The sequence below is a fragment of the Paraburkholderia sprentiae WSM5005 genome (assembly GCF_001865575.2).
Lineage (GTDB): Bacteria > Pseudomonadota > Gammaproteobacteria > Burkholderiales > Burkholderiaceae > Paraburkholderia > Paraburkholderia sprentiae.
Genome location: NZ_CP017563.2, coordinates 437,680 through 461,338 on the forward strand (window position 1 = coordinate 437,680; position 23,659 = coordinate 461,338).

20 protein-coding genes and 3 pseudogenes are annotated in these 23,659 nt (G+C 59.0%); 15 read left to right on the plus strand and 8 right to left on the minus strand.

The annotated features are described in order from the left end of the window. Nucleotides 1–1,160: 1,160 nt before the first annotated feature. The 3 genes and pseudogenes from BJG93_RS30540 to BJG93_RS30550 all read right to left on the minus strand — a co-directional run. A complete protein-coding gene (locus BJG93_RS30540) occupies nt 1,161–1,874 on the minus strand; it encodes a glutathione S-transferase C-terminal domain-containing protein (protein WP_027194210.1) in 714 nt (237 codons plus the stop codon). A 213-nt stretch (nt 1,875–2,087) separates the two neighbouring features. Further along, nucleotides 2,088–2,357 (minus strand): annotated as a pseudogene (locus BJG93_RS30545) (helix-turn-helix domain-containing protein); the annotation flags it as partial. 29 nt (nt 2,358–2,386) lie between these two features. Then, nucleotides 2,387–2,617: pseudogene (locus BJG93_RS30550) on the minus strand (recombinase family protein); the annotation flags it as partial. A 67-nt stretch (nt 2,618–2,684) separates the two neighbouring features. Here BJG93_RS30550 and BJG93_RS30555 point away from each other — a divergent pair. The 10 genes and pseudogenes from BJG93_RS30555 (at nt 2,685) to BJG93_RS30595 (ending at nt 14,828) form a co-directional block, all read left to right on the plus strand. Beyond that, nucleotides 2,685–2,936: a hypothetical protein gene (locus BJG93_RS30555; RefSeq protein WP_154671686.1), complete on the plus strand. Its 252-nt coding sequence runs from the start codon at nt 2,685–2,687 to the stop codon at nt 2,934–2,936. Between the two features lie 266 nt (nt 2,937–3,202). Beyond that, nucleotides 3,203–3,859 (plus strand): annotated as a pseudogene (locus BJG93_RS30560) (SOS response-associated peptidase family protein); the annotation flags it as partial. A 562-nt stretch (nt 3,860–4,421) separates the two neighbouring features. Beyond that, a complete protein-coding gene (locus BJG93_RS30565; RefSeq protein WP_027194214.1) occupies nt 4,422–5,393 on the plus strand; it encodes an AraC family transcriptional regulator in 972 nt (323 codons plus the stop codon). Nucleotides 5,394–5,975: 582 nt separating this feature from the next. Beyond that, nucleotides 5,976–6,764 carry an alpha/beta fold hydrolase gene (locus BJG93_RS30570; protein WP_027194215.1) on the plus strand — a complete coding sequence of 263 codons (789 nt, stop codon included), beginning with the start codon at nt 5,976–5,978 and terminating at the stop codon, nt 6,762–6,764. Between the two features lie 222 nt (nt 6,765–6,986). Beyond that, nucleotides 6,987–7,568, plus strand: a complete 582-nt coding sequence (locus BJG93_RS30575; protein ID WP_027194216.1) for a carboxymuconolactone decarboxylase family protein — start codon at nt 6,987–6,989, stop codon at nt 7,566–7,568. Nucleotides 7,569–7,745: 177 nt separating this feature from the next. Beyond that, nucleotides 7,746–8,201 carry a RidA family protein gene (locus BJG93_RS30580; RefSeq protein WP_027194217.1) on the plus strand — a complete coding sequence of 152 codons (456 nt, stop codon included), beginning with the start codon at nt 7,746–7,748 and terminating at the stop codon, nt 8,199–8,201. Between the two features lie 304 nt (nt 8,202–8,505). Next, a complete protein-coding gene (locus BJG93_RS30585) occupies nt 8,506–9,033 on the plus strand; it encodes a hypothetical protein (RefSeq protein ID WP_027194218.1) in 528 nt (175 codons plus the stop codon). A gap of 570 nt (nt 9,034–9,603) precedes the next feature. Continuing rightward, nucleotides 9,604–11,388, plus strand: a complete 1,785-nt coding sequence (locus BJG93_RS30590; RefSeq protein ID WP_407675354.1) for a two-partner secretion domain-containing protein — start codon at nt 9,604–9,606, stop codon at nt 11,386–11,388. A gap of 47 nt (nt 11,389–11,435) precedes the next feature. Then, nucleotides 11,436–12,053: a hypothetical protein gene (locus tag BJG93_RS36580; RefSeq protein WP_407675355.1), complete on the plus strand. Its 618-nt coding sequence runs from the start codon at nt 11,436–11,438 to the stop codon at nt 12,051–12,053. A 438-nt stretch (nt 12,054–12,491) separates the two neighbouring features. Then, entirely contained in the window at nt 12,492–14,828 is a 2,337-nt protein-coding gene (locus BJG93_RS30595) for a two-partner secretion domain-containing protein (RefSeq protein ID WP_027194219.1), read from the plus strand. A gap of 524 nt (nt 14,829–15,352) precedes the next feature. On the opposite strand, the gene BJG93_RS30600 is transcribed toward BJG93_RS30595, so the two are convergent. Beyond that, nucleotides 15,353–16,312 (minus strand): LysR family transcriptional regulator, encoded by a 960-nt coding sequence (locus tag BJG93_RS30600; protein WP_027194220.1) that lies wholly within the window; start codon nt 16,310–16,312, stop codon nt 15,353–15,355. A gap of 118 nt (nt 16,313–16,430) precedes the next feature. Here BJG93_RS30600 and BJG93_RS30605 point away from each other — a divergent pair, with 118 nt between their 5' ends. Beyond that, nucleotides 16,431–17,642, plus strand: coding sequence for an MFS transporter (locus BJG93_RS30605; RefSeq protein ID WP_027194221.1), 1,212 nt, complete (start codon nt 16,431–16,433; stop codon nt 17,640–17,642). 172 nt (nt 17,643–17,814) lie between these two features. Here the strand turns inward: BJG93_RS30605 and BJG93_RS30610 are convergent, their stop codons facing one another. Continuing rightward, nucleotides 17,815–18,690 (minus strand): LysR family transcriptional regulator, encoded by an 876-nt coding sequence (locus BJG93_RS30610; protein WP_051374178.1) that lies wholly within the window; start codon nt 18,688–18,690, stop codon nt 17,815–17,817. A gap of 90 nt (nt 18,691–18,780) precedes the next feature. Between BJG93_RS30610 and BJG93_RS30615 the strand changes: the two genes are divergently transcribed. Further along, entirely contained in the window at nt 18,781–19,080 is a 300-nt protein-coding gene (locus BJG93_RS30615) for a YciI family protein (protein WP_027194223.1), read from the plus strand. Nucleotides 19,081–19,441: 361 nt separating this feature from the next. Then, nucleotides 19,442–20,077: a LysE family translocator gene (locus tag BJG93_RS30620; RefSeq protein WP_027194224.1), complete on the plus strand. Its 636-nt coding sequence runs from the start codon at nt 19,442–19,444 to the stop codon at nt 20,075–20,077. Between the two features lie 80 nt (nt 20,078–20,157). Here BJG93_RS30620 and BJG93_RS30625 read toward each other — a convergent pair whose 3' ends face one another. The 3 genes from BJG93_RS30625 to BJG93_RS30635 all read right to left on the minus strand — a co-directional run bounded on the left by BJG93_RS30625 (nt 20,158) and on the right by BJG93_RS30635 (nt 22,765). Next, complete coding sequence (locus BJG93_RS30625; protein ID WP_051374179.1) at nt 20,158–20,820, minus strand: glutathione S-transferase family protein; 663 nt, start codon at nt 20,818–20,820, stop codon at nt 20,158–20,160. A 693-nt stretch (nt 20,821–21,513) separates the two neighbouring features. Then, on the minus strand, nt 21,514–22,332 hold the full coding sequence (locus tag BJG93_RS30630) for a hypothetical protein (protein ID WP_027194226.1): 819 nt from the start codon (nt 22,330–22,332) through the stop codon (nt 21,514–21,516). Between the two features lie 76 nt (nt 22,333–22,408). Beyond that, on the minus strand, nt 22,409–22,765 hold the full coding sequence (locus BJG93_RS30635; protein WP_407675356.1) for a Mov34/MPN/PAD-1 family protein: 357 nt from the start codon (nt 22,763–22,765) through the stop codon (nt 22,409–22,411). 237 nt (nt 22,766–23,002) lie between these two features. Between BJG93_RS30635 and BJG93_RS30640 the strand changes: the two genes are divergently transcribed. Further along, entirely contained in the window at nt 23,003–23,185 is a 183-nt protein-coding gene (locus tag BJG93_RS30640) for a hypothetical protein (protein WP_027194228.1), read from the plus strand. Nucleotides 23,186–23,187: 2 nt separating this feature from the next. Further along, nucleotides 23,188–23,610 (plus strand): DUF3251 domain-containing protein, encoded by a 423-nt coding sequence (locus BJG93_RS30645; protein ID WP_034477380.1) that lies wholly within the window; start codon nt 23,188–23,190, stop codon nt 23,608–23,610. Nucleotides 23,611–23,659: the final 49 nt, after the last annotated feature.

Genomic DNA, 23,659 nt, shown 5'->3' on the forward strand with positions numbered 1-23,659 from the left:
CCGCTTCTTGAGGACACCCCAAGTCACGCGCGGCATACGCAGCGAATACGGCCTCTCCACCCATTGCCAAACGACGTCGTCGTCCGAGAGATCGAACGCATGCTGCAAATACAGTAGCTCCGCAATCAGACGCGGCGAGCTCGCGTAATGTGCCAGGTTCCTGCGGGTCCGTCTATTGATCCGTTCCGATAGGGAATGCCTCCGGGGGCCTCAGCTCAGACAATCCACCAGCTCTCGGCAGTGCCTCGCGCATGCACAGCTTCAATTGACAGCGTGGCACGTAGCTACGTTGTTGCGGCCGGTGCTCGGATGTTCAAGACCTCTCCGCCCTAACAAGCGAGATAGGCGCGCTCGCGCTCTTTTACCCATTCGCGTCCCGGCCAGCAGACAATCACGACAACCGGAGTAATAATGCAAAGGAGAATCGACATACTCATCGAGAACACGTCATTGTTTTCCATCAGCACGCGCGCAGCGGGATACGCGAGTAACATAGCCGAAAACAAGCTTATAAAAAACATTTCATTGAAATGCTGTCGGTCCCGGCGAGTAGATACAAATCCAGGATCGTGCGCGAAAAAAAATGCCATGTTGCGATAGACAACAGGACACACCCAACAGTGAAAACAAGCCATTGAGATACGCCCCACGCAAACGCGATATGTCCCAAATCGCCATGCCTGGTAATCGAGCGAAGCGCGACATAGCTTATCAACTCTGACAAATTGGTAACGTTGATCCAAAGTACGAAATAGAAAAAATAAGGCCAGCGTTTTATTTTGCTTGAATTCAGGAGGTGCAAGGAAAGCAGATGCAGTAGTAATGTGGCAATAAATGGCCCCGCGAAAGCTATCAACCTATGGCGAACTTATCTCCGAAAAGACATATCAGAAAAAAATTAACGTGCTCATTGATCCCGTCCACGAACAGTACGTTTTTCCAATTAAACCTGCCGTAATCGATATTTAACGGATTCAGTTTGTATCCGAGCAGCCATGCGGTCATCGAATGGGCGTACTCGTGCGGGAAAGCGGAGACCTGCGCTTCAACGTTGCAGGCGCACCATGCAGATCGTCGACCTGCATCTGCACGACTGACCGCAGACGAGAGCCGGGAACAGCTGCAGCGTCCGCTAAAAAATGGTCCGACCTGGGCGTCGTTCATACTGGCGAATCGCTGGCGGTCGTGCCGACCCGCTGATGGATGGCTTCGCAATGGCGCACCAGCGACGGGCGGGAGACCACGTATTGCTTCAGCGGCGTATCGATCTGGTAAAAATAGATATTGGCGATGAAGCCATAAATCACTGCGTCAACGGTGGCAGGATCGCGGCCGAAAACATAGCCAGTGTCGCCGAGCATGTCAGCCACGACGCGCAGATCTGCGATACCTCGCGCATAAATCTGCTCCGGTTCATATCGGCCGATGCCCTGATAGTGGTACCGCAGGCGGTTGTACTCGCGCGCTGCGTCAAGATCGCTCGCGCGGACATCCGGGTGCGCGGCAAGCACGGCGTCGCGAAAGGACGGCCAGAAGCGCTCGTCGCGCCAGCGTGAAAAGCTCATGGACCAGTACAGGTCGTCGAGCGTTCGACGGACCATGAAGTCAAGGTTCAGATCTTCCCGCGAAAGCGCGCGGTCGATACGCAGATCGTATTGACGTGTCAAGTGAGCGATGATGCTGTCGCTGTCGCCGATTGTCTGATCGCCGTCGACAAGGTACGGCAGCTGGCCACGCGGCGCGAGGCTTGTGTCGAGGACGTGGCGATGGTCAAAGGCGAGCCCGCACAATCGCATGAACGCAAATACCTTCAGACCAAAAGGGTTGTTATCGGCGACGCCGAAGAGATCCGGATAGGAGTAGAGCGTCAGCATGAGCAATCCTTTTTTGTGCCACAGGAAAGAGGTCACCAAAGCCACAGTAAAAATACTGGACATTCGTTGGCTACGCTATTGCGGTCTGCCCATCCCAAGGGACAACCGGCCGCTATGCGTAGCGACCGGCATTTGGAACCGGACGAACCTGCGTTCGACGCGATTTCCGGCCAGCACTAACTGGAACTGACGGCGCGCGCGAACCCGGATTATCACTTTCAGCGCCGCGATCACTTCGCAGTAACGCTCGAGCTCAGGTTGCTTCAGGACGCGGGGCTTGCCGTAGCCGGCCCGATGCGCGGAATGTGGTTGCTGGAGCTGATGTAACGGGCGGTAGACGCTCGTCGCCGACACACCGTACAGATCGGCGACCGCTCCGACCCGAGCGGCCCGTTCGGGACTTTTATGCGGCAGACGGTCGAGCCGCTGCCGCAGCTGCATCAGCGAGTCAGGCGGAATCGCCTTACGCCGCCCGCTGGGCATTGCGTTCTGACTCGGTCAAATAGTTGTACGAGTCGCTTCTTGCGTCCGCCTTTATGACCACGGGCGCGGGCGGCCGAGAGGCCGGCGCGGGCGCGTTCGCGGACCAGATTGCGTTCGAACTCAGCCAATGCGCCAAACAGGTGAAACACGAGTCGACCACGATCGATGCGGTGTCAATTCTCCTGCACGCTTCGCAGGCCGACGCTGGCGGCGTCAAGCCGCTCGACCAGGTAGATCAGATCTTTCAGCGAGCGACCCAGCCGGTCTGGTTCGGTTCACTATTCATCTGTAAGCTCGTCGCCAGACGACAGCACGGCCGTGTGTCACATGGTGCCTAACCGAATCATCCCGGTGATTTTTGTGCCGGGAATAATGGGAACGAATCTGGCAACCAAAAACTTCGGGCAATCGCAGCCAGTCTGGCTTCTCGACAGCACGGCAACGGTTAAGTCATGGATGACGAAGGGTCCAGCTTATCGCCAGCGGGTTTTGGATCCGGAAAAAACTCAAGTTCATGACGGCGGTGTGATTCCGTCCGGCACGGCTCAATCGGAAACCGAGCTTCGCCGGCGCGGCTAGGGCGAGGTCGCGGCCATGAGCTATGGCGAGTGGCTGGTCTGGCTTGAAAACGCCGATTACGGGCGCAACGGGTTGCGCGAGAGTCTGTGTCATATCGTTACTCCCGGCCTTGAGAAACTGGATCGGGCAGAAGTTTCGCTGTCATACAAGTACCAGTTTCCGGTGCATGCGGTTGGCTATAACTGGCTGCAATCCAATGCGGTTTCAGCGGCCCGCCTGGCGGGCAGGATCGATCAAATCACGGCTTACTACCGCGAGCAGTTCCCGCTACCGAGAGCAAGCGCATTGCCGCAGGCAAGATCGACGCGACGATCCGCCGACTCGACGATCTCCGGCGTGTCGAGCTGCAGGACCGCGACTCGCGAATCTTTCCCGGCACCTACGCGCCGGTGATGGTCGTGGAGGAAGGCCAGCGGGTGATCAAACCCATGCGCTACCAGTGCCGGCCGGCTGGCAAACCGAAGTTCTACGACACCAAATATCCCGGCACCTACAACGCGCGACGGGACAACCTTGAGGGCTTTTGGAAGGAGTTATTCGGCTACTCACACGACCTGATGGTCGTCAGCGCGTTCTACGAGAACGTCAGCCGCGCCAAGATGGAAGGGCGCGATCTGCAGGACGTCGAGCAGGATGAAAACGTGGTGCTGGAATTCCGGCCGAACACGAGCGGCCAGATGCTGGTCGCCTGTCTGTGGTCACACTGGAAGGCACCTGGCGAGGCGGATCTGCTGTCGTTCGCTGCGATCACGGACGAACTGCCGGCGGAGGTTGCCTCGGCTGGCCACGACCGTTGTATCGTGCCGATCAAGCCAGAGAATATCGATGCTTGGCCAAATCCGGATCCGGCGAATCTGACGGCGCTTCACGCGATCCTGGATGATCGATATCGACCGTACTACGAGCACCGATTGGCTGCGTGACGGGACACCGGTGCGGGTATAACCGTCGACCGTGCGCCTAGGGTGGATGGCGGTCCAGCGGCAGGAGGTGGCCAGGAACTGTCATTCGCGCACGCGATCGCTTGGACATTCAGGCGTCCCTTCCACTCAAATAACAGACCTTCGTGCTCGGATCGGGCGATGAACCAACCAAGCATATGAAACCGAGTTCTGCCCGCTTGAAGTGCGCTCTGGCGTCGGCGCGCAGAGGCGCAGAGCCTGCGTTTGCGTCACAGCGAACATCACCCGTTTTTTGCAGAGCAACGGCTTGCTGTCAATGGCGGCTTGGCCGACCCGGTTGTAGCCGGCCAAATCGCATCAGAACCTGAAGATCGCATTCAGGCTTCGCCGCAGTGGTGGCAAGGATTGAGGCGCGCGCATCGCTAGCTCGCCGGGTCTGAGTTGTCCGTATCCACACTCGGATACGTCCGCATACCGGAAGCGGCACGGTACGATGGTGGCCCTGAGGCAACCGTCAGTCTCTTGACCTCGCATACATCGTTGATGGGCGCAGCCCTGCGAATATGCCCCAGAGGAGTAGCCCATGCCGTCCGAGCACGCCGATGTCTTGTCACAGGTACTCAGGCTGATTCGCCTTCGCGGAGATCATGTTTTCCACGGCGAGTTGGGAAGTTCCACCGAAGTGATTTTTCCGCCAGGGCCGGCAACGTTTTTGCATCTGCGTGCCGGCGAACTGTCGGTGTCTCAACGCAATGGCCCCTCCGTGACGCTGCGGTCAGGCGACTTCGTTCTTTTGCCACATGCGGACGGACATGCGATTCGAAGCAAGCCGGGCCGGAAAGCACATCAACGCTTCGAGGCGGCGGTGGACTTTACCCCCAGCAGAGATGCTCGGACGTTCAAATGGGCGGCTGATGACGGCATTGCAGGATCCTTTCTCGCAGGATCATTCTATTTTGACGGGGCGCCGTTACGCTCTTTGCTCACCGGGCTTCCCGGTCTGATTCATCTGACATGCGACAAAGTCAGCGAGCCCCCTTGGCTGGCCTCTATCTCACATTTCCTTGACGTGGAATCGCGTAGCGCCGGCCCAGGGTCATCGCTGATGATCTCGCGGCTTATTGATCTACTCGTTATCCGCACCTTGCGGATGTGGGTCAGCCAGCAAGGCGATCGGCTCGGCTGGCTGTCCGGACTTAGCGACGAACGCGTAGGCCGTGCGTTGAACGCAATGCATTTGGAACCTGACCGTGCATGGACGGTCTCGGCCCTCGCCGAGACGGCGATGATGTCGCGATCGACGTTCTCGGATCGCTTCACGGCGGTGGTGGGACTGCCACCGTTGCGTTACCTGACACGATGGAGATTGACAATCGCAGCAGACTTGCTAAGGGGAGGGACCCTGAAGGTGACCGAAGTGGCCCACGGTGCCGGCTATGGTTCGGACGCTGCCTTCAGTCGCGCCTTCAAGGAGGAGTTTGGCTATCCACCGCGTGACGCGCATCGAATCGCACAGACCGGAGTCTTTGTCGCGCGAAGTGCGGAACTCCTCTGAGAGTCCTCTTTACACTGTTGGCTTGATTCGTCAGTTGAAACTGTCATTGCGGCGGTTTCCTTTCAATGACATCGCGTCGGTCCCCAGGCGGCGCCGATCTGCTCGCTTGTCCGAGTGCGTCGATCGTACGATGGATCATGCATATCAGACGCCGAGATATGGTCAGTCTCGAATACATTCTTTAGAGTGGATAGCCAAGGTCCTCCGGTATCTGAATAGGAGGAAAGGCTCTCACGCACTATGGTTCGGATCTCTCATGCTCAGGCAACTCAGACGGTTTGCGATAACACTTCTCGTTGCAGCACCCACGCTTCCGTCATGCGTCTGGATCGGAAGCTGAAGCGGAGCCGCTAGCTTCACCGTCGTATAGGCGGCATGAAGGCCGGGCATGCCGCGATGCATAAGTAACGTCGGCTGATCTCGGGCAATTCGTCGATCGGGTGCAGTTCAGTTCCGTCACAACATAATAGAGTTCTGGATTCCCAAACGGAATCGAGAGATCGAGGCATGCCCACGGATCTTTCAAATGCAGGTTTCAATTCACGACATCGGCACCGATGTCTCTTCAAGGAAGCAATGTAGATGAAACTCATCCTCGCTGTTCTCGCCATGTCAGCATTCGCCTTTGGTACCGGTGCGATGGCTGCGGAAAAGCCCCCTATCGTTCTGGTCCACGGGGCTTTCGAAGACGCCCAGGTCTGGGGTTATGTCACATCCAGGCTTCAAACCGACGGCTTTAAGGTGGTGACTGTTGATCTGCCAGGGCGTCCGGGCGCGCCAGCCACACCGGACAAAGTCAGCCTTGACCTCTATCGCGACACCGTGGTCGCAGCGCTGAACAAATCCCATCGCCCGGCCGTCGTGGTCGGTCACAGCTTCGGCGGCATCGTCATCGCCGACGCCGCGGAAACGGCACCGAAGAAGATCAAGACCTTGGTCTTTGTTGCTGCCTACCTGCCGCAAGACGGCGACTCGCTCGTTTCAATGGCCAGTAAGGATGCCGACGCCAAGATCGGCCCGCACCTGCAGATCGATAAGGAAAAGGGCATTGCCTCCATCGAATATCCGGCACGTGCCGATCTGTTTGCCAATGGAGGTCCTGACAAACTACGCGAGGCAATCCCGGATCTGATCCTGGATGAACCCGTCGGCCCGCTGGCTACGCCTGTACACGTGACTTCCCCCAACTTTGGTCAGGTCGACAAGGTCTATATCCACACAGCCATGGACCAGGTCATCAGCCCCTCGTTCCAGGCCGAGATGGTTGCCGCCACCCCCGTGAGAGCCGAGTACTCCCTGCCGACCGGTCATACGCCGTTCCTCACCGATCCCGACGGTCTGGCAAAGGCGATCGAGGCCGCTGCGAAATAGGCGGCTTACGGTCGGTCCGGGGAAGCGAAGGCGGGAGGCTTCGTCATCCCGCGCTTTGCCTTCGAGAGTGTTGCTCCGGGCAGAGGGCTGCTATATCCGGGCTTCCGCGTACCGTCCTGCAGGCCGCTCTTCGATGGTCTGTGCCGGGATGCTCTTTCCAATAGAAGCATACGCGTCCGTTGTCTTCGACAATTTCTCGTGTTTTCAAAAGGCAGAACCGATATGTTCCGTCTTCAGATACCCGCCACGATCAAAGCTGCACCAGCTGCTTCTCAGCCCTTCCTGGAGGCCGTCAACAAGAAACTGGGTGTTGTACCGAATCTGTTTCGTCTGATAGCCAATAGCCCCGCGGCGCTAGAGGGGTACCTCGGTCTGGCCGGAGCCTTGGAAAAAGGTGCACTTCCAGCACAAACCGGCGAACGTATAGCTCTCGCCGTCGCCGAAATCAACGGCTGCGACTATTGCATGTCGGCGCACAGCTATTTAGGAAAGAACGTGGCGAAGCTTGACGATGCGGAAATGTCCGCCAATCGAAATGGCGGCTCGAATGAACCAAAGGCTGCCCCTGCCGTGCAGTTCGCCGCGAAGGTCGCGCACGAACGTGGCCGCGTATCCGACGAAGATCTGCGCGTCCTCAAGGAGGCCGGCTACACTGATGCGCAGATCGTCGAGATTGTCGTGCACATCGCACTGAGCGTCTTGACGAACTACGCCAACGTCGTTGCAAACACGGAGATTGACTTTCCCGTAGTGCGTACATATCAGGGCCCGAACAACGGGACTCGCACGCTTCTTGATACGTGATGCGTTGACCGAACTGATCGATTGCGTCAATGCATCGTACGCAGGACAAGCATCCGCGAGCGTATCGAGCCTCAACCGACGAACGTCGTTCGGTGTATCGGACGGTTGAGCTCACTGCATCGCGCTAATTTCATCAGGCCAAGTCCATTTCCTTTTCACGTTACGTTGAGCCCGAACATGAACGTATCCGAACGCCTCGCGCAAGCGGGCCTAAAATTGCCATCGCCCATCAACCCACTTGGGTCCTATCGAACGGTTTCCGTTTCGGGGAATCAACTGTATGTATCGGGGCTCGGCCCTTTCGAGGATGGCAAGCCAATCGTCGGAATGGTCGCCCGCGATATTTCTCTGGCACAGGCTCAAGACGCGGCGCGCCTAACGATGCTCATGATCTTGGCCTGTGTCGAACAGGCCTGCGGACTCGACAACGTCCGGCGATGCAGCCGGCTAACAGTTTACGTGCGTGCAGCACAGTCGTTCACCCAGCATCCGCAAGTGGCCAATGGCGCCAGTGATCTGTTGCTGACGCTGTTTGGGCAAGACAATCTGCCGGCTCGAAGCGCGCTGGGAGTGCATTCGTTGCCGATGGGTATCCCGGTTGAGATTGACAGCATCTTTGAGTTGAAGGGGTGACCGGCATGGCTCGACGCCGCGCACATACGAGCGCAATGACGCGAAATCCGCATCCCCAGCGGGAGGAGTTAAGCGCACGCCAGAAAACGGATGTAGGGAATTTAAAGTTTTCCGATCAGCCAATCGAATATGCTGGGCCTTGTGTCCCGAGGTGGTCGTCCAACTCTACGACGCGATGCTCGAACTCTACCCCGACCACGCTAATTCGGGCTCGCTCTGGGGCGCGGCGAACTCCGCCAGGAACGCCGCGTAGGATTGCTCCGCACCACAACGAAGCTATGGAATCCCCAAAGGAATGCTGACCATGCACAGGACGTTATTGGCCGCTGCCATCACCTTGACCGTCTCCGCCGGATCTCTCGCGGCTGCTCCTGCCGCTTACAAGGAGCCGCTGGACGCTCAGGCCTTGAACACGATCAAATCAGAGTTCGGCGAACTCATGGAATTAGCCAACCGACACGATTTCAAGGCTCTGCACGAGATGTTCTGGCAATCCCCCTCGGCCCTTCTCGTCGCCAAAAGCGCAATTCCCTCCGAGGGGAACTGGGCAGGCTTCTGGGGCAACGAGGCAATCGATCGGAAGCTGCACGACATCGGCACCTCCGGCCCGGTCGTCCTCCGACCGGATTACTCAAAGCTCAAGGTCGTCGGCTTGACGCCGGACGTAGCGCAATCCTACGCGCCGGTGAACATCACGGTCTCGTATGCAGGGCAGGACGGAACTCCCAAGCCGTTTCTGATGATCATCAACTGGATAAAGGTCGGGAAGGACTGGAAGGTTGCTTCTGAGATCATCCTGCCCGTACCTCCTGCACCCGTCGCAAAGAGTTAGGCTTTCGCCTGCCGGTGTGCGGAATCCAGACTGAGACCTGGCTGCTGGCAGCAGGTTTCGCTCTATTTGACGTCCGTGAGCTGCAGTATCGAGCGACGGCTCAACTCCGACACCCGCCGTTGCACCTCTGACCGCTCGACTGTCAGCAATGGGTCCGAATTCTGACCGACGCGGCCGGGTCGACGATGCCCCGTCGCCACGCCACGCATCGGGCTGTAGTCGGCCAGGAAGTGTCATTCGCCGCTACTGTTGACCAGACATTTAGACGTCGGTTCTGCAGCCGCCAGCGGCCATTGGCCACCGGAACACAACTGATCTTCCTGGTCCGCCTTCTTCGGGTTCGGTATATCTACAGCCTTGGTTTGGACCTTCCCTTGTTTCCCTTATGGTTACCGCGTTCTGACCTGGCGAAGTGGCACAAAAGTCCCCATAAGAAGGTGCCAAACGCTGAGATATCGGCATGCATGCGCGACGCCAACTGCTATTCTTCAGACACGGCGACTCACGCGTCTCCGGTCGGCTCCGCGGGTCGTTGGCGGCCATTCCGCATGCATGCGGAAAGGGGGCTGTATGTCACGTGCAGAACCACCGCGGTCCGCGCGACGCGCACCGCATCGTCAACAGTCAAACGGACGCATCTGGCTCGCCATTGGCATTTCGCTGACTGGACTTTGCCTGACACCCGTGGCGTTCGCGGCGGGCAGCCTGCCGCAGGGCGGCCGTTACGTCGCCGGCACGGGCACGATAGCGGGCGCGGGCAACAGCCTCGTGATCACCCAACCCGGTTCGACCCGCGGTGTGATCGACTGGAACAGCTTTTCGGTCGGCGGGAACAACAGCGTTACGTTCGTCAACGGCACGGGCGCGACCTTGAACAGGGTCACGGGCGGCTCGCCGTCGGCCATCCTCGGCAGACTTGGCGCAACAGGCAGCGTGTATGTGATCAATCCGCAGGGCATCGTCGTGGGGCCATCGGGCGTGATCAGCACGGGAGGCCGATTCGTCGCGTCTACGCTCGATGTCTGCAACTGTGCGTTCATGAAGGGTGATGCGCTCACGCTGTCGGGAGATTCCAATGCGAGCGTGATCAACCTCGGCAAAATCAGTTCGAGCGGCGGCGATGTCTTCCTGATCGCGCGACAGGTGGTCGTCAACGCGGGCACGATCAAAGCGCCTGCCGGCACGGTGGAACTGGCGGCAGGTGATCAGGTGTTGTTGCAGGACTCGACCAGCAGCAGACAGGTTTTCGTGCAGACGGGCAGCGTTGGTCCGGTCGTCAACAGTGGGCGCATCGCAGCCGCGCAGATCAGCCTCCAGGCCGCCGATGGCAACGTGTATGCGCTCGCAGGCGGCGGCACGCGCATCCGCGCGACGGGCACGGCAAGCCGCGACGGACATGTGTGGCTCGTCGCCGACAGCGGCCGGGTCGAGCAGTCGGGCGTGATCACGGCCAGGAACGCCGACGGCAGCGGCGGGACGGTCGATACTGACGCGGCACAACTGGCGTTCGGCGCCAAGGCAGCGGTCCATGCGGGCGAATGGAATCTCTCGACGCCTGCATTCACGATCGATCATTCCGCTGCACGCGCACTGCGTCGCAGCCTGAATTCGGGCACTTCTGTCGATGTCGCCACGACAGGCGCGATGGGCACAACGGGCGATGTCGATGTCGCCTCGAACCTGCGCTGGCGCGGTCCTGCGTCGCTGACGCTCGCCGCATACCGCGACGTGTCGGTCGAAAGCGGCGCGACGATCGCGAACAATGGCGCGGGCAATCTCGGCTTGCGCGCCGACGCAACCAGCATCAACAACGGCGGCGGCGTCGTGAACAACGGCACGCTCGACTGGTCGAAGAGCACCGGTGCGCTGAGCGCTTTCTACGACATGAACGGCACCTACGTTGCCGGTACCCAGCTGAGCAACCCGGCGTGGACGCCTCCAGCCTTCAGCGGCCTCGTTACGCAAATCACCGCGTACAAGCTTGTGAACTCGCTGACCGATCTGTCGAACGTCGCCAACGATCTCACCGGAAACTACGCGCTCGGCAAGAATATCGATGCGAGCGCGACGAGCAACACGCCATTCGTTCCGATCGGCAACGTCGACACACGATTCACGGGCCAGTTCGACGGACAAGGCAATACGATTAGTTCGCTCACGCTGGGCGAGTGGGTGGGTACCAGGGCCGAACGGCCACAGATGGGCATGTTCGGTGTGATCGGCACCCAAGGTGTCATACGCAACCTCGACGTTTCGGGCACGGCGAACCTGTCTAACGTGAGCGTGGACCTCGAGTACCCAACCCTCGATATGGGGTACTCGCCGGCGCGAACTTCGGTACCGTCCTGCGCGTGAGCACGTCCGGCACGGTGGTGGTGAACAGCAGACCCGAGGCCGCTGTTATGAGCGACGGTTCGATAGCCGGTGGGCTCGTGGGCGCTAACGCCGGCTCAATCCAGCGTTCTTCGAGCAGCGCCGCCGTGACCGCGGGGCATGTGCTCGGTGGTCTGGCGGGCGCGAATAGCGGCCTGATCAACCAGTCGTTCGCCACGGGTCCTGTCGTTTCGCTGAGTTATATCAATGAGGGCGGCGGCGGCCTTGTCGGCGATAACAGCGGCACGATCAACCAGTCTTATGCAACCGGCTCGACAACGCTTCGGGGCTATTGCCGAGGTGCTTTCGGTACGCCATGCGGTGGCGCGGGACTCGTCGTTACGAACGAAGGAACGATCAGCCAGTCATTCGCAACCGGCCTCGTGACGCAGCCGTTGTATGGACCGATCGGTATCGCGCGGGCCAATACCGGCACGATCGGGAACGATGTGTACTGGGACACCGACACCACGACCGCCACAGTCGGCGTCGTGTACGGCACGCCGATTCCCGCGGCGAACGGGCTGACCACCGCGCAGATGAGCACACCGGCATCATTCGTGGGTTATGACTTCAGTCCGACGGGGGTGTGGGCGATGCCTGCCGGCGCGACGCATCCGGTGCTGCGCTGGCAACTGGCGCAATGACAGACGTGGAGTCAGTCATAGGGCTGTAAGCGGGGTTTTCGACGCGGGATCATCTTGCCCACATATTTGCTTCAAGGCGCAGCCCGAATTCGGCTCAACGTTCGAACGATCTGTTGGATTCGTTGGCCCGGGTTCGGCCAATTCGAACACGTCGGCCCAACGTCACTGCCTAGTGTCCCCGTTCTTTCGGCATCAGGCGCGGTAACGGGGCGCATTTGATTCGCCGTCGAGCAGTTTCGAGCCGATTTCGCAAGCGCGTCAAAAGATCCCACACGAGAAGCGGCCACAAACGGCGAGTCAAGCAGGCGCAAAAAGCAGAGGTATCGGCATGCATTCGCGACTCCAGCGGCTATTCTTCAGACGCTGGGACTAACGCGTTCCAGGACGGCTCGCGCGTCGTCGTCAGCCATTCCGCGCCCCACGCGGAAAGGGGGTTGTATGTCAAATCTAAAACTACCTCGGCCCGCGCTACGCGCACCGCACCATGGCCAGTCACACGGACGCCGGTGGCTCGTCATCGGCGGCGCGCTCACCGGACTGTCCTTTACCCAGGCGGCGCTCGCGGCGGGCACACTTCCACGAGGCGGCACTTATGTGGCGGGCACGGGCACGATAGCCAGCAACGGGAACGGTCTCGTCATCACGCAACCCGGTTCGACGCGCGGCGTGATCGACTGGAACAGTTTTTCGATCGGCAGGCACAACAGCGTGATGTTCGATAACGGCTCGGGCGCGACGCTGAACCGGGTAGCGGGAGGCTCGCCGTCGGCCATTCTCGGCAGGCTCAGTGCAACGGGAAGCCTCTATGTGATCAATCCGCAAGGCATCGTTGTGGGCCCATCGGGCGTGATCAGCACGGGCGGCCGCTTCGTCGCGTCGACGCTCGATGTCTGCAACTGTGCATTCATGACCGGAAGCAGCGCGCTTACATTCTCGGGCGACTCCGCTGCAAGCGTAATCAACCTGGGCAAGGTCAGTTCGAGCGGCGGGGATGTGTTCCTGATCGCCCGGCGTGCCGCCATCAACGCGGGCACTATCACCGCGCCCAACGGTACGGCGGAACTGGCTGTCGGCGAGACCGTGTTGCTGCAGGACTCGGCCAGCAGCAGGCAGGTGTTCGTGCAGACGGGCAGTGAGGGCACCGTGGTCAACAGGGGGCCCATCAACGCCGCGCAGGTCAGCCTGCAGGCCGCCGATGGCAACGTGTATGCGCTCGCAGGCGGCGGCACGCGCATCCGCGCGACGGGCACGGCAAGCCGCGACGGCCATGTATGGCTGGTCGCCGACAGCGGCCGCGTCGAGCAGCTCGGCAAGATCGCCGCAAGCAACGCGGACGGCAGCGGCGGAACGGTCGATACACAAGCGGCACAACTGACGTTCGGCCAGCACGCGGTGGTCGATGCAGGCCAATGGAATCTCTCGACGCCCGCTTTCACGATCGATGACGCCGCCGCGCATGCGTTGCAGCGCAGTCTGAACGCGGGCACTTCGGTCGACGTGACCACGACGGGCGCGAACGGTGCAACGGGCGACCTCGGCGTCGCGTCGAGCCTGCGCTGGTCCGGTCCGGCTTCGCTCACGCTTGCCGCGTACCACGATGTCTCGGTAGCGACGGGTACGACCGTCGCGAACTCCGGTGCGGGCAACCTGACGTTGCGCGCCGACGCGTCGGGAATTGACAACGGTGGCAGCGTCATCAACAACGGCACGATCGACTGGTCGAAGAGTACGGGCATCGTCAGCGCGCTCTACGATATGAACGGTAGTTACAGCCCCGGCACGCTTGTCGCCAATTCGGTATGGAGCGCACCGCTTTACAGCGGGCTCGTGACACAGATAACTGGTTATCAACTCGTCAATTCGGTGACAGACCTGCAGAATGTCGCGAACAACATGGCCGGCAACTACGCACTCGGCAAGGACATCGATGGAACCAATTTCGCGTTCGTAACACTCGGTGTTCCTCCCCCTGAGGTTCCGATTTTGTTCACCGGCCAGTTCGACGGTATGTGGCATACGATTTCCAACGTCGTGCCGAGCCGTCTCGCGATCTTTCAAGATATTGGCGCAACCGGTGTCGTGCGCGATGTGAACGTCATCTCGAACGTCAGCCCCACGGCTCCCCCTGTAACCTTACCCCTCGGCGCCGGGATACTGGCCTTTTATAACTACGGAACGATCGCCAACGTCTTTACCTCCGGGGCCTTTGGCACACAGGTCAGCAATTCATACACCGACATCGCCGGACTTGTCGCTGAGAACGACGGGCTGATCGCCCGCTCGGGCAGCAGCGCAACCCTACAGGGGGCTGGTGCCGCCGGGCTGGCCATCACTAACGGGGGCACGATCACTGAGTCATACACGACCGGATCAGTCACCGGATCTGAACGTTCCTACGTCTCCGCGGGAGGACTCGTGTTGAGCAACGAAAGTGTAATGTACGTGGGACACGTAGGAACGATCATACAAGGAACGATCACTCAGTCTTTCGTTGCGGGTCCCGTGAGTTCGGGCACGACCGGCAGTTCGACCGCGACCGGCGGCATCTGCGCACCCGGTTGCGGTGGCATCATTGGGAGCGACGTTTACTGGAACGTACAGACAACCGGACAGTCGTCGAGCGGCGGCAACCTGCCAACGTCGAACGGGCTCACTACGGCCCAAATGAGCGACCCGGCCAGTTTTGTTGGCTGGGATTTCGGGCCGAACGGCGCATGGACGATGCCGCCCGGAGCGACGCACCCCGTTCTGACCTGGCAAGTCACCGGGCACTGAACCTTAGCCACCGCACCGACGCTTGCATGAGCGTCTGCCGCGTCGCGAGACGCGGCAGACAGATTTTTCGCGAGTTTCGCCCTGCCGTGGTCGTTCTTCCCGGCGGATGACATGCACCGATTCACGCAGCGCGTACGACCGAAAGCCGTCTTGCTACCCGTACGCATGGCCGGGAATCGCGAACGTTCGTTGGCGAAGCACAATCGGCCAACGATCCGCCTGACACCGATCAATTGGAAGGCCGATATACTCTGCGAACCGCCATTCGGTCGGCGACAGCCCGAGCGGCCGAGAAGGGTCGCTCTGCGTCCCTCCGCGCTTCAAATTTCATCGCCGGAAAGCGGCCATTGGAATTCAGCTGCTCCGAAGCGGCCAGTCGGCAGTGCGTATTCCGACCTTGTGAGACTCTCACTTAGAGGCGCCTCGAATGTCTGTTCACCGCATTACACAAGCCACACCTAGTAGCGAAGCCTAATCAAGAATCTCACCGCTGGCGCACTTTGACGGTGAGTGGCTATCGCAAGTTAGTCTAGGTTTTCCGACACGGATGGCGAGGGTATCCCTGCCAGGATGCCCTCGGATATCGCACGCTGGAAGCGGTCGACCAGGAAGTCCAGTAGCACCCTCACGCGTGGAGTCATATACCGATTTCGGTTCAACACGGCATAAATGCCGGGCTCACTTTCGACCCATTCCGGCAACACGACCTGAAGTTTGCCGGCACGAATGTCCGCTGCGGCGTCCCAGATCGTCTTGCGGGCTATACCAAATCCGGAAAGTGTCCACGCGCGGGCCAAGGCGCCATCATTTGTTTCCCATGCGTTTTCCATTGCTACGGTGTGATTCCAGCGCTTGCCTTGGGACACGAAGTGGAAATCGTTCAACGGGCCTGCGGCCGTAACCAGAACGACAAACTGATGCGCAACCAGGTCAGCTGGGACTCGCGGCGTGCCGTGGTTGGCCAGATATTCAGGAGACGCACATAGCACTCGCCAGTTCGGTGCAAGTTGCCGTGCGATCAGTGAAGGGTTGTTTGGCCATCCAAATCGGATTGCAAGATCCACGTCGTCTTGTAGCAAGTCGGAGAGGGAGTCGGTCAGGTTAAGGGCGATTTTCAACTCGGGTTGCGTGCGGACGAAGGCCTCCAGCCAGTGAGTCAGTAGATTACGGCCGAAATCGGCCGATGCCGAAATCCGAACCTTGCCACGCGCTGCCTCCTGGCCCGCGTTTAGTGCGGCCTCGGCATCCTCGATGGCCCTCAATGCGATACGGCAGTGGTGGAGGTACAGCCGGCCCTCTTCGGTCAGTCGCAGTTGCCTCGTATTGCGGTCGAAAAGCCTTGTCGAGAGTGCAGCTTCCAGTTTGGTGAGCCGCGCGCTCGCTGCTGCCGGTGAGAATCCCAGCTTACGACCGGCAGCGGACAAGTTGCCCAGTGCCGCCGCCTCCACGAACAAACGCATGTCGCCCAGCCGATCAGTTGCCATTCTTCATCCGGATTTGAAAAGTATTCAAATGTATAGCCAATTATCAAATCTATGTTTACCAGGCAGACTGCCACTCTGCAAGCCCCCAACGGGGATAGACGGTGAAATGGAGAACAAGATGGATGAAAATTGCGGGGAAGCGAGCGTTGGTCTCGGATGCGCGGCGACGGCAAATCGTCTCCCCGTGGGAGCGTTGTTTGCGCTGGCAATGGCCAGCTTCATCGCCACAGCGAACGAAACGGTACCGGCCGGCTTGCTTCCAGAGATTGCACAAGGGTTTCACATCAGCGAAGCCTGGGCGGGGCAACTTGTGACCTTCTGCGCGCTTGGGTCAGGTATTGCAGCTATTCCGCTGACCGCAGTTGTCCGTAAGTGGCAACGGCGGCATGTCTTGTTACTGACGTTGGCCGCGTTTTTGGTTTGCAATGCGATCACCGCGGTGTCGACGAATTACGTGCTGACGCTGGCTACGCGCTTTGCTGTGGGACTCGCCACCGGACTGACATGGTGCCTTTTGGCGTCATACGCGCGGCGTATGGTTCCCGCTTCGATGCAGGGACGCGCGCTTTCAGTGGCGATGATCGGCATCCCTTTGGCGTTGTCGGTCGGAGTACCGTTAAGCGTCTGGCTCGGCAGTATGGTCGGCTGGCGCAACATCTTTGGCATTATGTCCGGGATGTCACTAGCGTTGATGGCCTTGGTGTGCTGGAAGGTCCCCGATTATCCCGGCGAGATGACGAACCACCGTTTGCCGATGTGGCGAGTCCTCATGATGCAGGGTGTGCGACCCGTGCTGTTTGTGGTGATGGCCTGGATTCTTCCACACTACATTCTTTATACGTACATCGCGCCTTACCTGGCATCGGTCGGACTCGCGAGCGATGTGGATTCTGTGCTGCTGATCTTTGGTATCTCTTCCATGCTCGGCATTTGGCTTATTGGTTCTCTCGTTGACGGGTGGCTTCGTCTGTTGGTACTGGCTGGGCTCGGAGCGTTCGCCTTCGTTTCGCTGATATTCGGGTTGGGTGCCACGTCACCCACGGTCATCTGCGTTGGCGTTGTGATCTGGGGCTTCAGTTTCGGTGGAGCGCCGACACTTCTTCAGACCGCTTTGGCGGATGCAGCCGGCGAAGGCGCTGACGTCGCGCAGTCCGCATTGGTGACGGTATTCAATCTTTCGTTTGCTGGCAGTGGAATCGTCGGCGGGGTACTACTCGAGACTGCAGGTGTCGCTTCTTTTCCGTGGGTGGTCGCGTCGCTACTAGTGATTGGCGTGTTCGCGGCATGGCGATCGAAGGCCCATGGCTTTCCGCCTGGGAAGCGCCTATGAGTCGAACGGCAGGTCGCTACCCGCAAGTCGCGAATGAACGATGGCGGAGGTGAAGCCGCCGTACAAACGTCTGGTCAAACGCCCAAGTGAGCGTCGCCTCTTGGCCGATCAGAGCCTCATGCCACCGCCCGCGATCGGACCCGTAGCGGACGCGTGTCGATCCGCCCGGATGCTATTTGCCGCAGTCTAGCGTCGCTTCGATCCAGGCCAGTACCGCCGACACGCGCGCGAGGTGCCGCACATCCGGGTGGGTCAACGTCCAGATTTCCCGCTCGGGAAGTACTCGGCCGCCTGAGTCAACGCGAACGATTCCAGCCGTGCGATCGGCAACCACAACGGGCAATAGTGATTTCCCGAGTCCGGATTGCACACATTGGAGGACCGACTCCGCATCGTTGACTGCAACCGCGGCGAAACCGCCACAGCATGGAGCTGTTTCGTCGATCCACTGCGCTTGAGGCAGCGTGGACATCGCTTCTTCGTACGTCACCCAAGGGAGTTGCAGCGCTTCTTGCCGGCGAGAGACGGACGCATACACGGCATAACGAAGCGTGCCGATCCGACGGGCGAATACGCGATTGCCAACGGCGGTGCCGGGCCTCGCGAGACGCACGGCGATGTCAGCATCGCGTCGGCTGAGATTCACGTCGTGCGCATCCGCGATCAGCTCGATTCGCAAGTCGGGGAATTGGGCGAGCAACGTAGGCAAGGCGGGAACAAATACGCGATTGACAAGCACCGGCACGGCGGTCACTCGTACGCAGCCACTCACGGCGGCATTCACGCGCTCGACGATCTCGCCCAGGCCTCCAAGCTGTGCCTCGACTATTCCCGCGCGTTCGATCACCACTTCACCGGCTTCAGTCGGGCGCATCTGACCGTCCGTCGCGCGCTCAAAGAGTTTCGCGTTCAGAGCCGACTCGATGGCACGCAACCGCCGCGCGACCGTCGTCGCATCGGCGTTCAGGCGTCGCCCGGCTGCGGCGTAGGCACCGTCGCGGGCGACCGCCAGAACGTACTGAAGATCGTTCCAGTCGAGGGCAGGCATTTTTGCAGTCTTGATCGGCGGTTTTCTACGTTGAAGCGGCAATGATGCCGTATTAGCCTGAGCACTTCTACTGTTACCGGAGATATCACAATGCTGTTCGCCGTTTTATTTGAAGACAACGACGACTGCGCAGACGATGTGCGCAGCCGGTACATGCCAGCGCATCTGGAATTTCTGACGAGACATGTGTCAATGATCAGGTCTGCCGGGCCCCTTCGCAACCAGGAAGGTTTGGCCGCTGGCGGGCTCTGGCTGGTAGAGGCTGATGCGCCAGACGCAGTCGACCGGTTGGTGCGGGACGATCCGTTCTGGCCCACCGGTTTGCGCCGATCGGTTCGCGTGCTGACATGGAAGCAGGTCTTCGCAGACGGCGCACGTGTTGGCGCTTGATTGCAACGAGCACGGACGGCGATGCGTATTCCACCGTCGTTTCCAGAGTGGGCGATTGGCCCAACTGGCACGCATATGTCAACGTACCCAGAGCATAGCTATTGTTGACGACCTAGAGCCTGCGTTCGAGTGGCCGGAAGTCGCCCGACCTCTGTCTAATGCAATCAGCATGCACAATCGGATCTATTAAGACTACGACCGCCGGTACTCAACCCACTCTAGCCCGTCGCCGTTTCCCAAAGCGGTCGTTCGATCCGCTGCCTCTGCATTCGACTGGCTGGAGACTTTAAATTCGTTTAGCCAGACAATATGGCAAAATCAGGTTGCCGCGCGAATCTTCTAAAAATTCAGTGAATAAAGAATGTCCTTTCATACCTGGTTTCTTTTTGCAACGGCATATCTGGTCACTACGATTTCACCAGGTCCCAATGTGCTACTTGTTATCCGTAACACGGTCAGGTACGGAGGCCGGGGCACCGCTCCCACAATTGCCGGGAACCTGTTGGCTCAGTTGGTGGTGGTCGTCCTTGTTGCCCTAGGCGTGGGCGCAGTGCTGGCTGCGATGCCGCCGCTGTTCGTCGGCATGAAAGTGATCGGTGCGGTCTATCTCATGTACCTCGGCCTGAAGCAGTTGAGAAGTCCCGCGCCTGAGGTGACACGTTCTGTCAACGCGCAGTTTGCGCACGTATTAAACAAAGGAAAGATTTTTCGGGAAGCGATTCTGGTTTCGGGCAGCAACCCCAAGACACTTATTTTCCTTTCAGCCTTCTTGCCACAGTTCATCACGCATGACCGTCCGGTGCCCGAGCAGTTCATCGTCATGTATTTGACCGTAGCGGCAATCGTGGCGCTTGTTCACACGATCTACTCGGTGAGCATTCGTGGAATTCACAACGGACTTGGAAGCAGCAGCCGATGGCTAGGGGTAGCGAAACGCAGCACAGGACTGATCTTTTTCTCTCTTGGTATCAAGCTGTTGACGGCGAAGCGTCCTTGACGCCTATCGTCAAATTTTCAACACTTTGGCCTCTTAGATCGAGTGGCTGAACTTGGCCGTTGCGTGCCGCACGCGGTCAATCACGGCTGTGTCCGGAACATGCTGTCGCGGGTCGTGAAGCGTTGCCACCAGTAGATCAATTTTTCGCAACCGTCCATTAGTGGACCGGCCTCAGGCGCCTGCATGAAGCATGCGAAGATCGGCGCAGCGTACAGATCAGCAAGTGTCACGCTGTTGCCGACCAAGAACCCCCGGTCGTCGGACAGGCGGGCCAGCTCAGATAAACATACACCGGCACGCGGCAGCGCCGCGGCGATCACCTGCTCATTTGCGAACCGGCCTTCGCGAGTTGACGCCACGCGCTCGACGTATATGTCCCAAACGAGCGTGCGATATGCATAGGCGTCCAGTATCCCAACAATCTGGTTTACCTTGGCGCGAGCTTTCGGATCTGTCGGCTGAAGTTTGCATCCGGGAAAAGCCTCGTCGATGTAGCGAACAATCGCGCCTGTCTCATAAAGATGGAAATCGCCATGCTCAAGGGTCGGAATGCGGCCGAACGGGTGACGTTTCAAATGCTCCTGTGGAACGCCGGTCGCCGCGAATACATCTACCTCGACTAAGTCGTAGTTAATCTGCTTCTCTTCCAGCGCAAGCCGGACGATCCGCACATACACACTCCATGCGGCTCCGTATAGTTTCACCACTTCAGTTGCCGGCACAGCATCGCCCCAGTCGCGCATGGGAGGCGCGGACTCGACAGTTTAAGCTAACGGAGCTTGAGACATCCGATTCGGCTCGACCTACCTCGAGCATCAATTGAACGATCTATGTGCCGACGTCGAGTGTCCCTTCGTGGCCGAATTGCGCCCTTGATAGCCAGTGATTGGCGGCTTGAAGCGTACTTCAACTGGACGTCAGGCCCGCTCTCGAAGCACGTCAGACTACAGTTGGTTTCGTTATTGGCTGTCGCTGCTTCCCGGCCGCCCAGGCCGCCAATCTGACAGCGTCGGCGCTCGCGCGCGAAAAAGTCCGAATCTTGAGAGCACCCCGAATCACTCAGCGCAGAGATCAAGCCTCTATTCATCTGATACAGCGTACATATAACGGTTCAGGCGCGTGACCGAAGCACGACCGGCGCACTGACGCTCCTGACCGCTACATCGGGATACACGAACGCGGCTGGCAGTCTTGTTATCCCCGTGAATGTAGGTGTCTGCCAAGGACAAGGAACCTTCACAGGCACTTTTGCAACCACCGCTGTACCGGCCGACCATTGGCAGATCACCTACAACCCTAATTCATTCGTGGTGGCCTATCTCGACAATGGTGCTCTAGATTCCAACTCGTCGTACTCGTACTTCACACACGTTTGCTCAGAAACGCATCTCGGCCGCTACTGATGGAAGGTGGCCCGCTCGGGCGGGCCACTATGCTCACGCCGTCTGCGAAAATCCCAATGACGTGGTTCCCGAGTCCGGAAAGAAGCCAGGGATCACGGAAGTATTCTGGAAGATATCCATCCGGCCGCCATAAAGCGTCTTGCCGGATGTCGAAACGAAGCTTGATGTACCGTTTTCAGCCGCCTGCGCACTTTTCGAGAACAGCAGAAAACCCGCTGCGCTGGTCGGGTCCTGGCCGAGATTCATCGTGCTCCCGTCCGCCAACTCGTAATTGCCGTCCTGCATCTGATATTTCTGCGCATCCTGTCCGAGCGACTGGAAAAGCGACATGAAACCCCCAAGTCCATCCGCCTTCTTACTAACCGCGTCAGACTGCGATTGGGTGAGAGGGGTTCCATCCGCTTCCGCCCACTCCGCATAGCCGCTAACAGCGTCATCGTGAAAGGCCTTTACAGAGGCGACCAGTGAAGTATTGCCGTTCAGCTTGCCCTGAAGCCACGATATGTCGCTCGCGCTCATGTCTTGCGATGTAATCTGAACTGAACCGTTACTTGAATGGAAATCAAAATGTGCATCGGCGAGGTCCGGCCGCTCCGACACCACTGACTGCATCGTGGAAGTTAAGGCGTTAGCGACGTTTCGCGCGTCGTTCCCCATCTTCAACGGTGCATCTAGGGCATCGAGATACTTTGCGACGCGAGCCGCTGTAGCAGACGGGTCAACGACGCTCACCGTGGCTTGCGCCGGCGAGGTTTCCGTACCTGGCACAGACTGCATCAACGCGGGAGAACCGAGCGTGAGCTGGGTCAAGGTCGCCGCGTTCGGACCTGCCGAGCTGATTGATGTGCTCATTCGTTCCTCTCTCTTTGTCCCGTAACCGGATTGACGACGATTTTCAGGAAAAACTTGAGTCTCGAAGGCGAAAGCGTCAAATGAATGGTGTTGAGTTCAACGAGCCGCCGATCGACGCGCCATACCACGACGCCGGCGCGCGCTCCGTTTCCTCGAGGGCCCCCTTTGCGCATAGGCGCACGGCGATGCCCGGGGTTGCACGGTGACGGTTGCCGATGACGAGTGCCATCTTCGCGTCATGCCGGTCATCGTCGTTGTCGGTCGACGAAAAGTACGCCGGATGCCTGCCATGCGAATGGCAGTCCATCACCAGCACTTCGTTGCCCACCAGAGCCGGGGGCTGACATTTCAGCGAGCCGCCGTTACGCGCGCCGGCGGCTCGACCATCAGCGATCGGCAGAACGCGACCCTCGGCGGACGTTGGAACTCGCAAGAAACGAGCGGCGGCTTCCGAGCTCTTTCGGGACGTCCACCTCTTCACGCCCCACGTGACGAGCAATAATCGCCCATTGTCGACGCTTTCGCGGCACAAGTTCACTTGGCAACCAAACGACTGTCACAAGGGCATTTCGGCTTCGGTGATGCAATTCGATGCGGGTCGTATTTGGTATCTTCTCCTTGGCAACAATATAGCGCCGTCTGCACCTAACGACACGGGCAGGGGAATGAGATGAAAGCAAATTTTAAGCTTTTGGGGATCGGAATTATCGCCGCGTTGGCCTTCGGGTGCACACAGAGTCCCTCGAATGACAAAGCAGGGATTGAGATTGAAGCCTTGAAGAAGCAGGTCAGTGATCTGACAAACAAGCTGCAAGCTACACAGCAAACCGAAGCGATCTATCCAAACGCGTAGGTGTGCTTGAGTTCTATCGTGCAACCGAAGAGGAGACTTCGACGGTGCTCGATCCAGCGTCGAAGCAATACGGCATAGTAAAAACAAACCTCGGCGAACTGCTCGTTTCAATTGATAATCTCACGCCCCATGGCGATGGGTACAAACTTCGACTAATGATTGGCAATCCAAACATGGCGACCTATAACGGAGCAAAGCTGAAGATCCAATGGGCTGAGAAGCCTCGATGGGGCGCAAGCGATTTTGATGCTTCTAAATGGAACAATTCCATTCAAACGAAGGACGCGGACATCGTGAATCAGCTTCTTCCTGGCACGTGGAATCCAGTGGAGATCGTGATCTCGCCGGCGAACGCAGCTCAAACAGGTTATTTGACCCTCAGCGCCGAACTAAATAGTCTCTCTCTGCGCCGTGCATCCTATTAGTTGTCGGGACTGCGGCAGCAAATGTCCTCCAGGCTGATCGACAAGCGAG

Bases quoted from the DNA above. Each gene is read 5' to 3' on its own strand.
- BJG93_RS30640 (WP_027194228.1), top strand. From the start codon at position 23,003: ATGAAAGCAAATTTTAAGCTTTTGGGGATCGGAATTATCGCCGCGTTG.
- BJG93_RS30565 (WP_027194214.1), top strand. From the start codon at position 4,422: ATGCCGTCCGAGCACGCCGATGTCTTGTCACAGGTACTCAGGCTGATT.
- BJG93_RS30605 (WP_027194221.1), top strand. From the start codon at position 16,431: ATGGATGAAAATTGCGGGGAAGCGAGCGTTGGTCTCGGATGCGCGGCG.
- BJG93_RS30630 (WP_027194226.1), bottom strand. From the start codon at position 22,332: ATGAGCACATCAATCAGCTCGGCAGGTCCGAACGCGGCGACCTTGACC.
- BJG93_RS36580 (WP_407675355.1), top strand. From the start codon at position 11,436: ATGAGCGACGGTTCGATAGCCGGTGGGCTCGTGGGCGCTAACGCCGGC.
- BJG93_RS30600 (WP_027194220.1), bottom strand. From the start codon at position 16,312: ATGGCAACTGATCGGCTGGGCGACATGCGTTTGTTCGTGGAGGCGGCG.
- BJG93_RS30625 (WP_051374179.1), bottom strand. From the start codon at position 20,820: ATGCGCGACTGGGGCGATGCTGTGCCGGCAACTGAAGTGGTGAAACTA.
- BJG93_RS30570 (WP_027194215.1), top strand. From the start codon at position 5,976: ATGAAACTCATCCTCGCTGTTCTCGCCATGTCAGCATTCGCCTTTGGT.
- BJG93_RS30585 (WP_027194218.1), top strand. From the start codon at position 8,506: ATGCACAGGACGTTATTGGCCGCTGCCATCACCTTGACCGTCTCCGCC.
- BJG93_RS30575 (WP_027194216.1), top strand. From the start codon at position 6,987: ATGTTCCGTCTTCAGATACCCGCCACGATCAAAGCTGCACCAGCTGCT.
- BJG93_RS30615 (WP_027194223.1), top strand. From the start codon at position 18,781: ATGCTGTTCGCCGTTTTATTTGAAGACAACGACGACTGCGCAGACGAT.
- BJG93_RS30610 (WP_051374178.1), bottom strand. From the start codon at position 18,690: ATGCCTGCCCTCGACTGGAACGATCTTCAGTACGTTCTGGCGGTCGCC.
- BJG93_RS30620 (WP_027194224.1), top strand. From the start codon at position 19,442: ATGTCCTTTCATACCTGGTTTCTTTTTGCAACGGCATATCTGGTCACT.
- BJG93_RS30555 (WP_154671686.1), top strand. From the start codon at position 2,685: ATGGTGCCTAACCGAATCATCCCGGTGATTTTTGTGCCGGGAATAATG.
- BJG93_RS30595 (WP_027194219.1), top strand. From the start codon at position 12,492: ATGTCAAATCTAAAACTACCTCGGCCCGCGCTACGCGCACCGCACCAT.
- BJG93_RS30590 (WP_407675354.1), top strand. From the start codon at position 9,604: ATGTCACGTGCAGAACCACCGCGGTCCGCGCGACGCGCACCGCATCGT.
- BJG93_RS30540 (WP_027194210.1), bottom strand. From the start codon at position 1,874: ATGCTGACGCTCTACTCCTATCCGGATCTCTTCGGCGTCGCCGATAAC.
- BJG93_RS30580 (WP_027194217.1), top strand. From the start codon at position 7,746: ATGAACGTATCCGAACGCCTCGCGCAAGCGGGCCTAAAATTGCCATCG.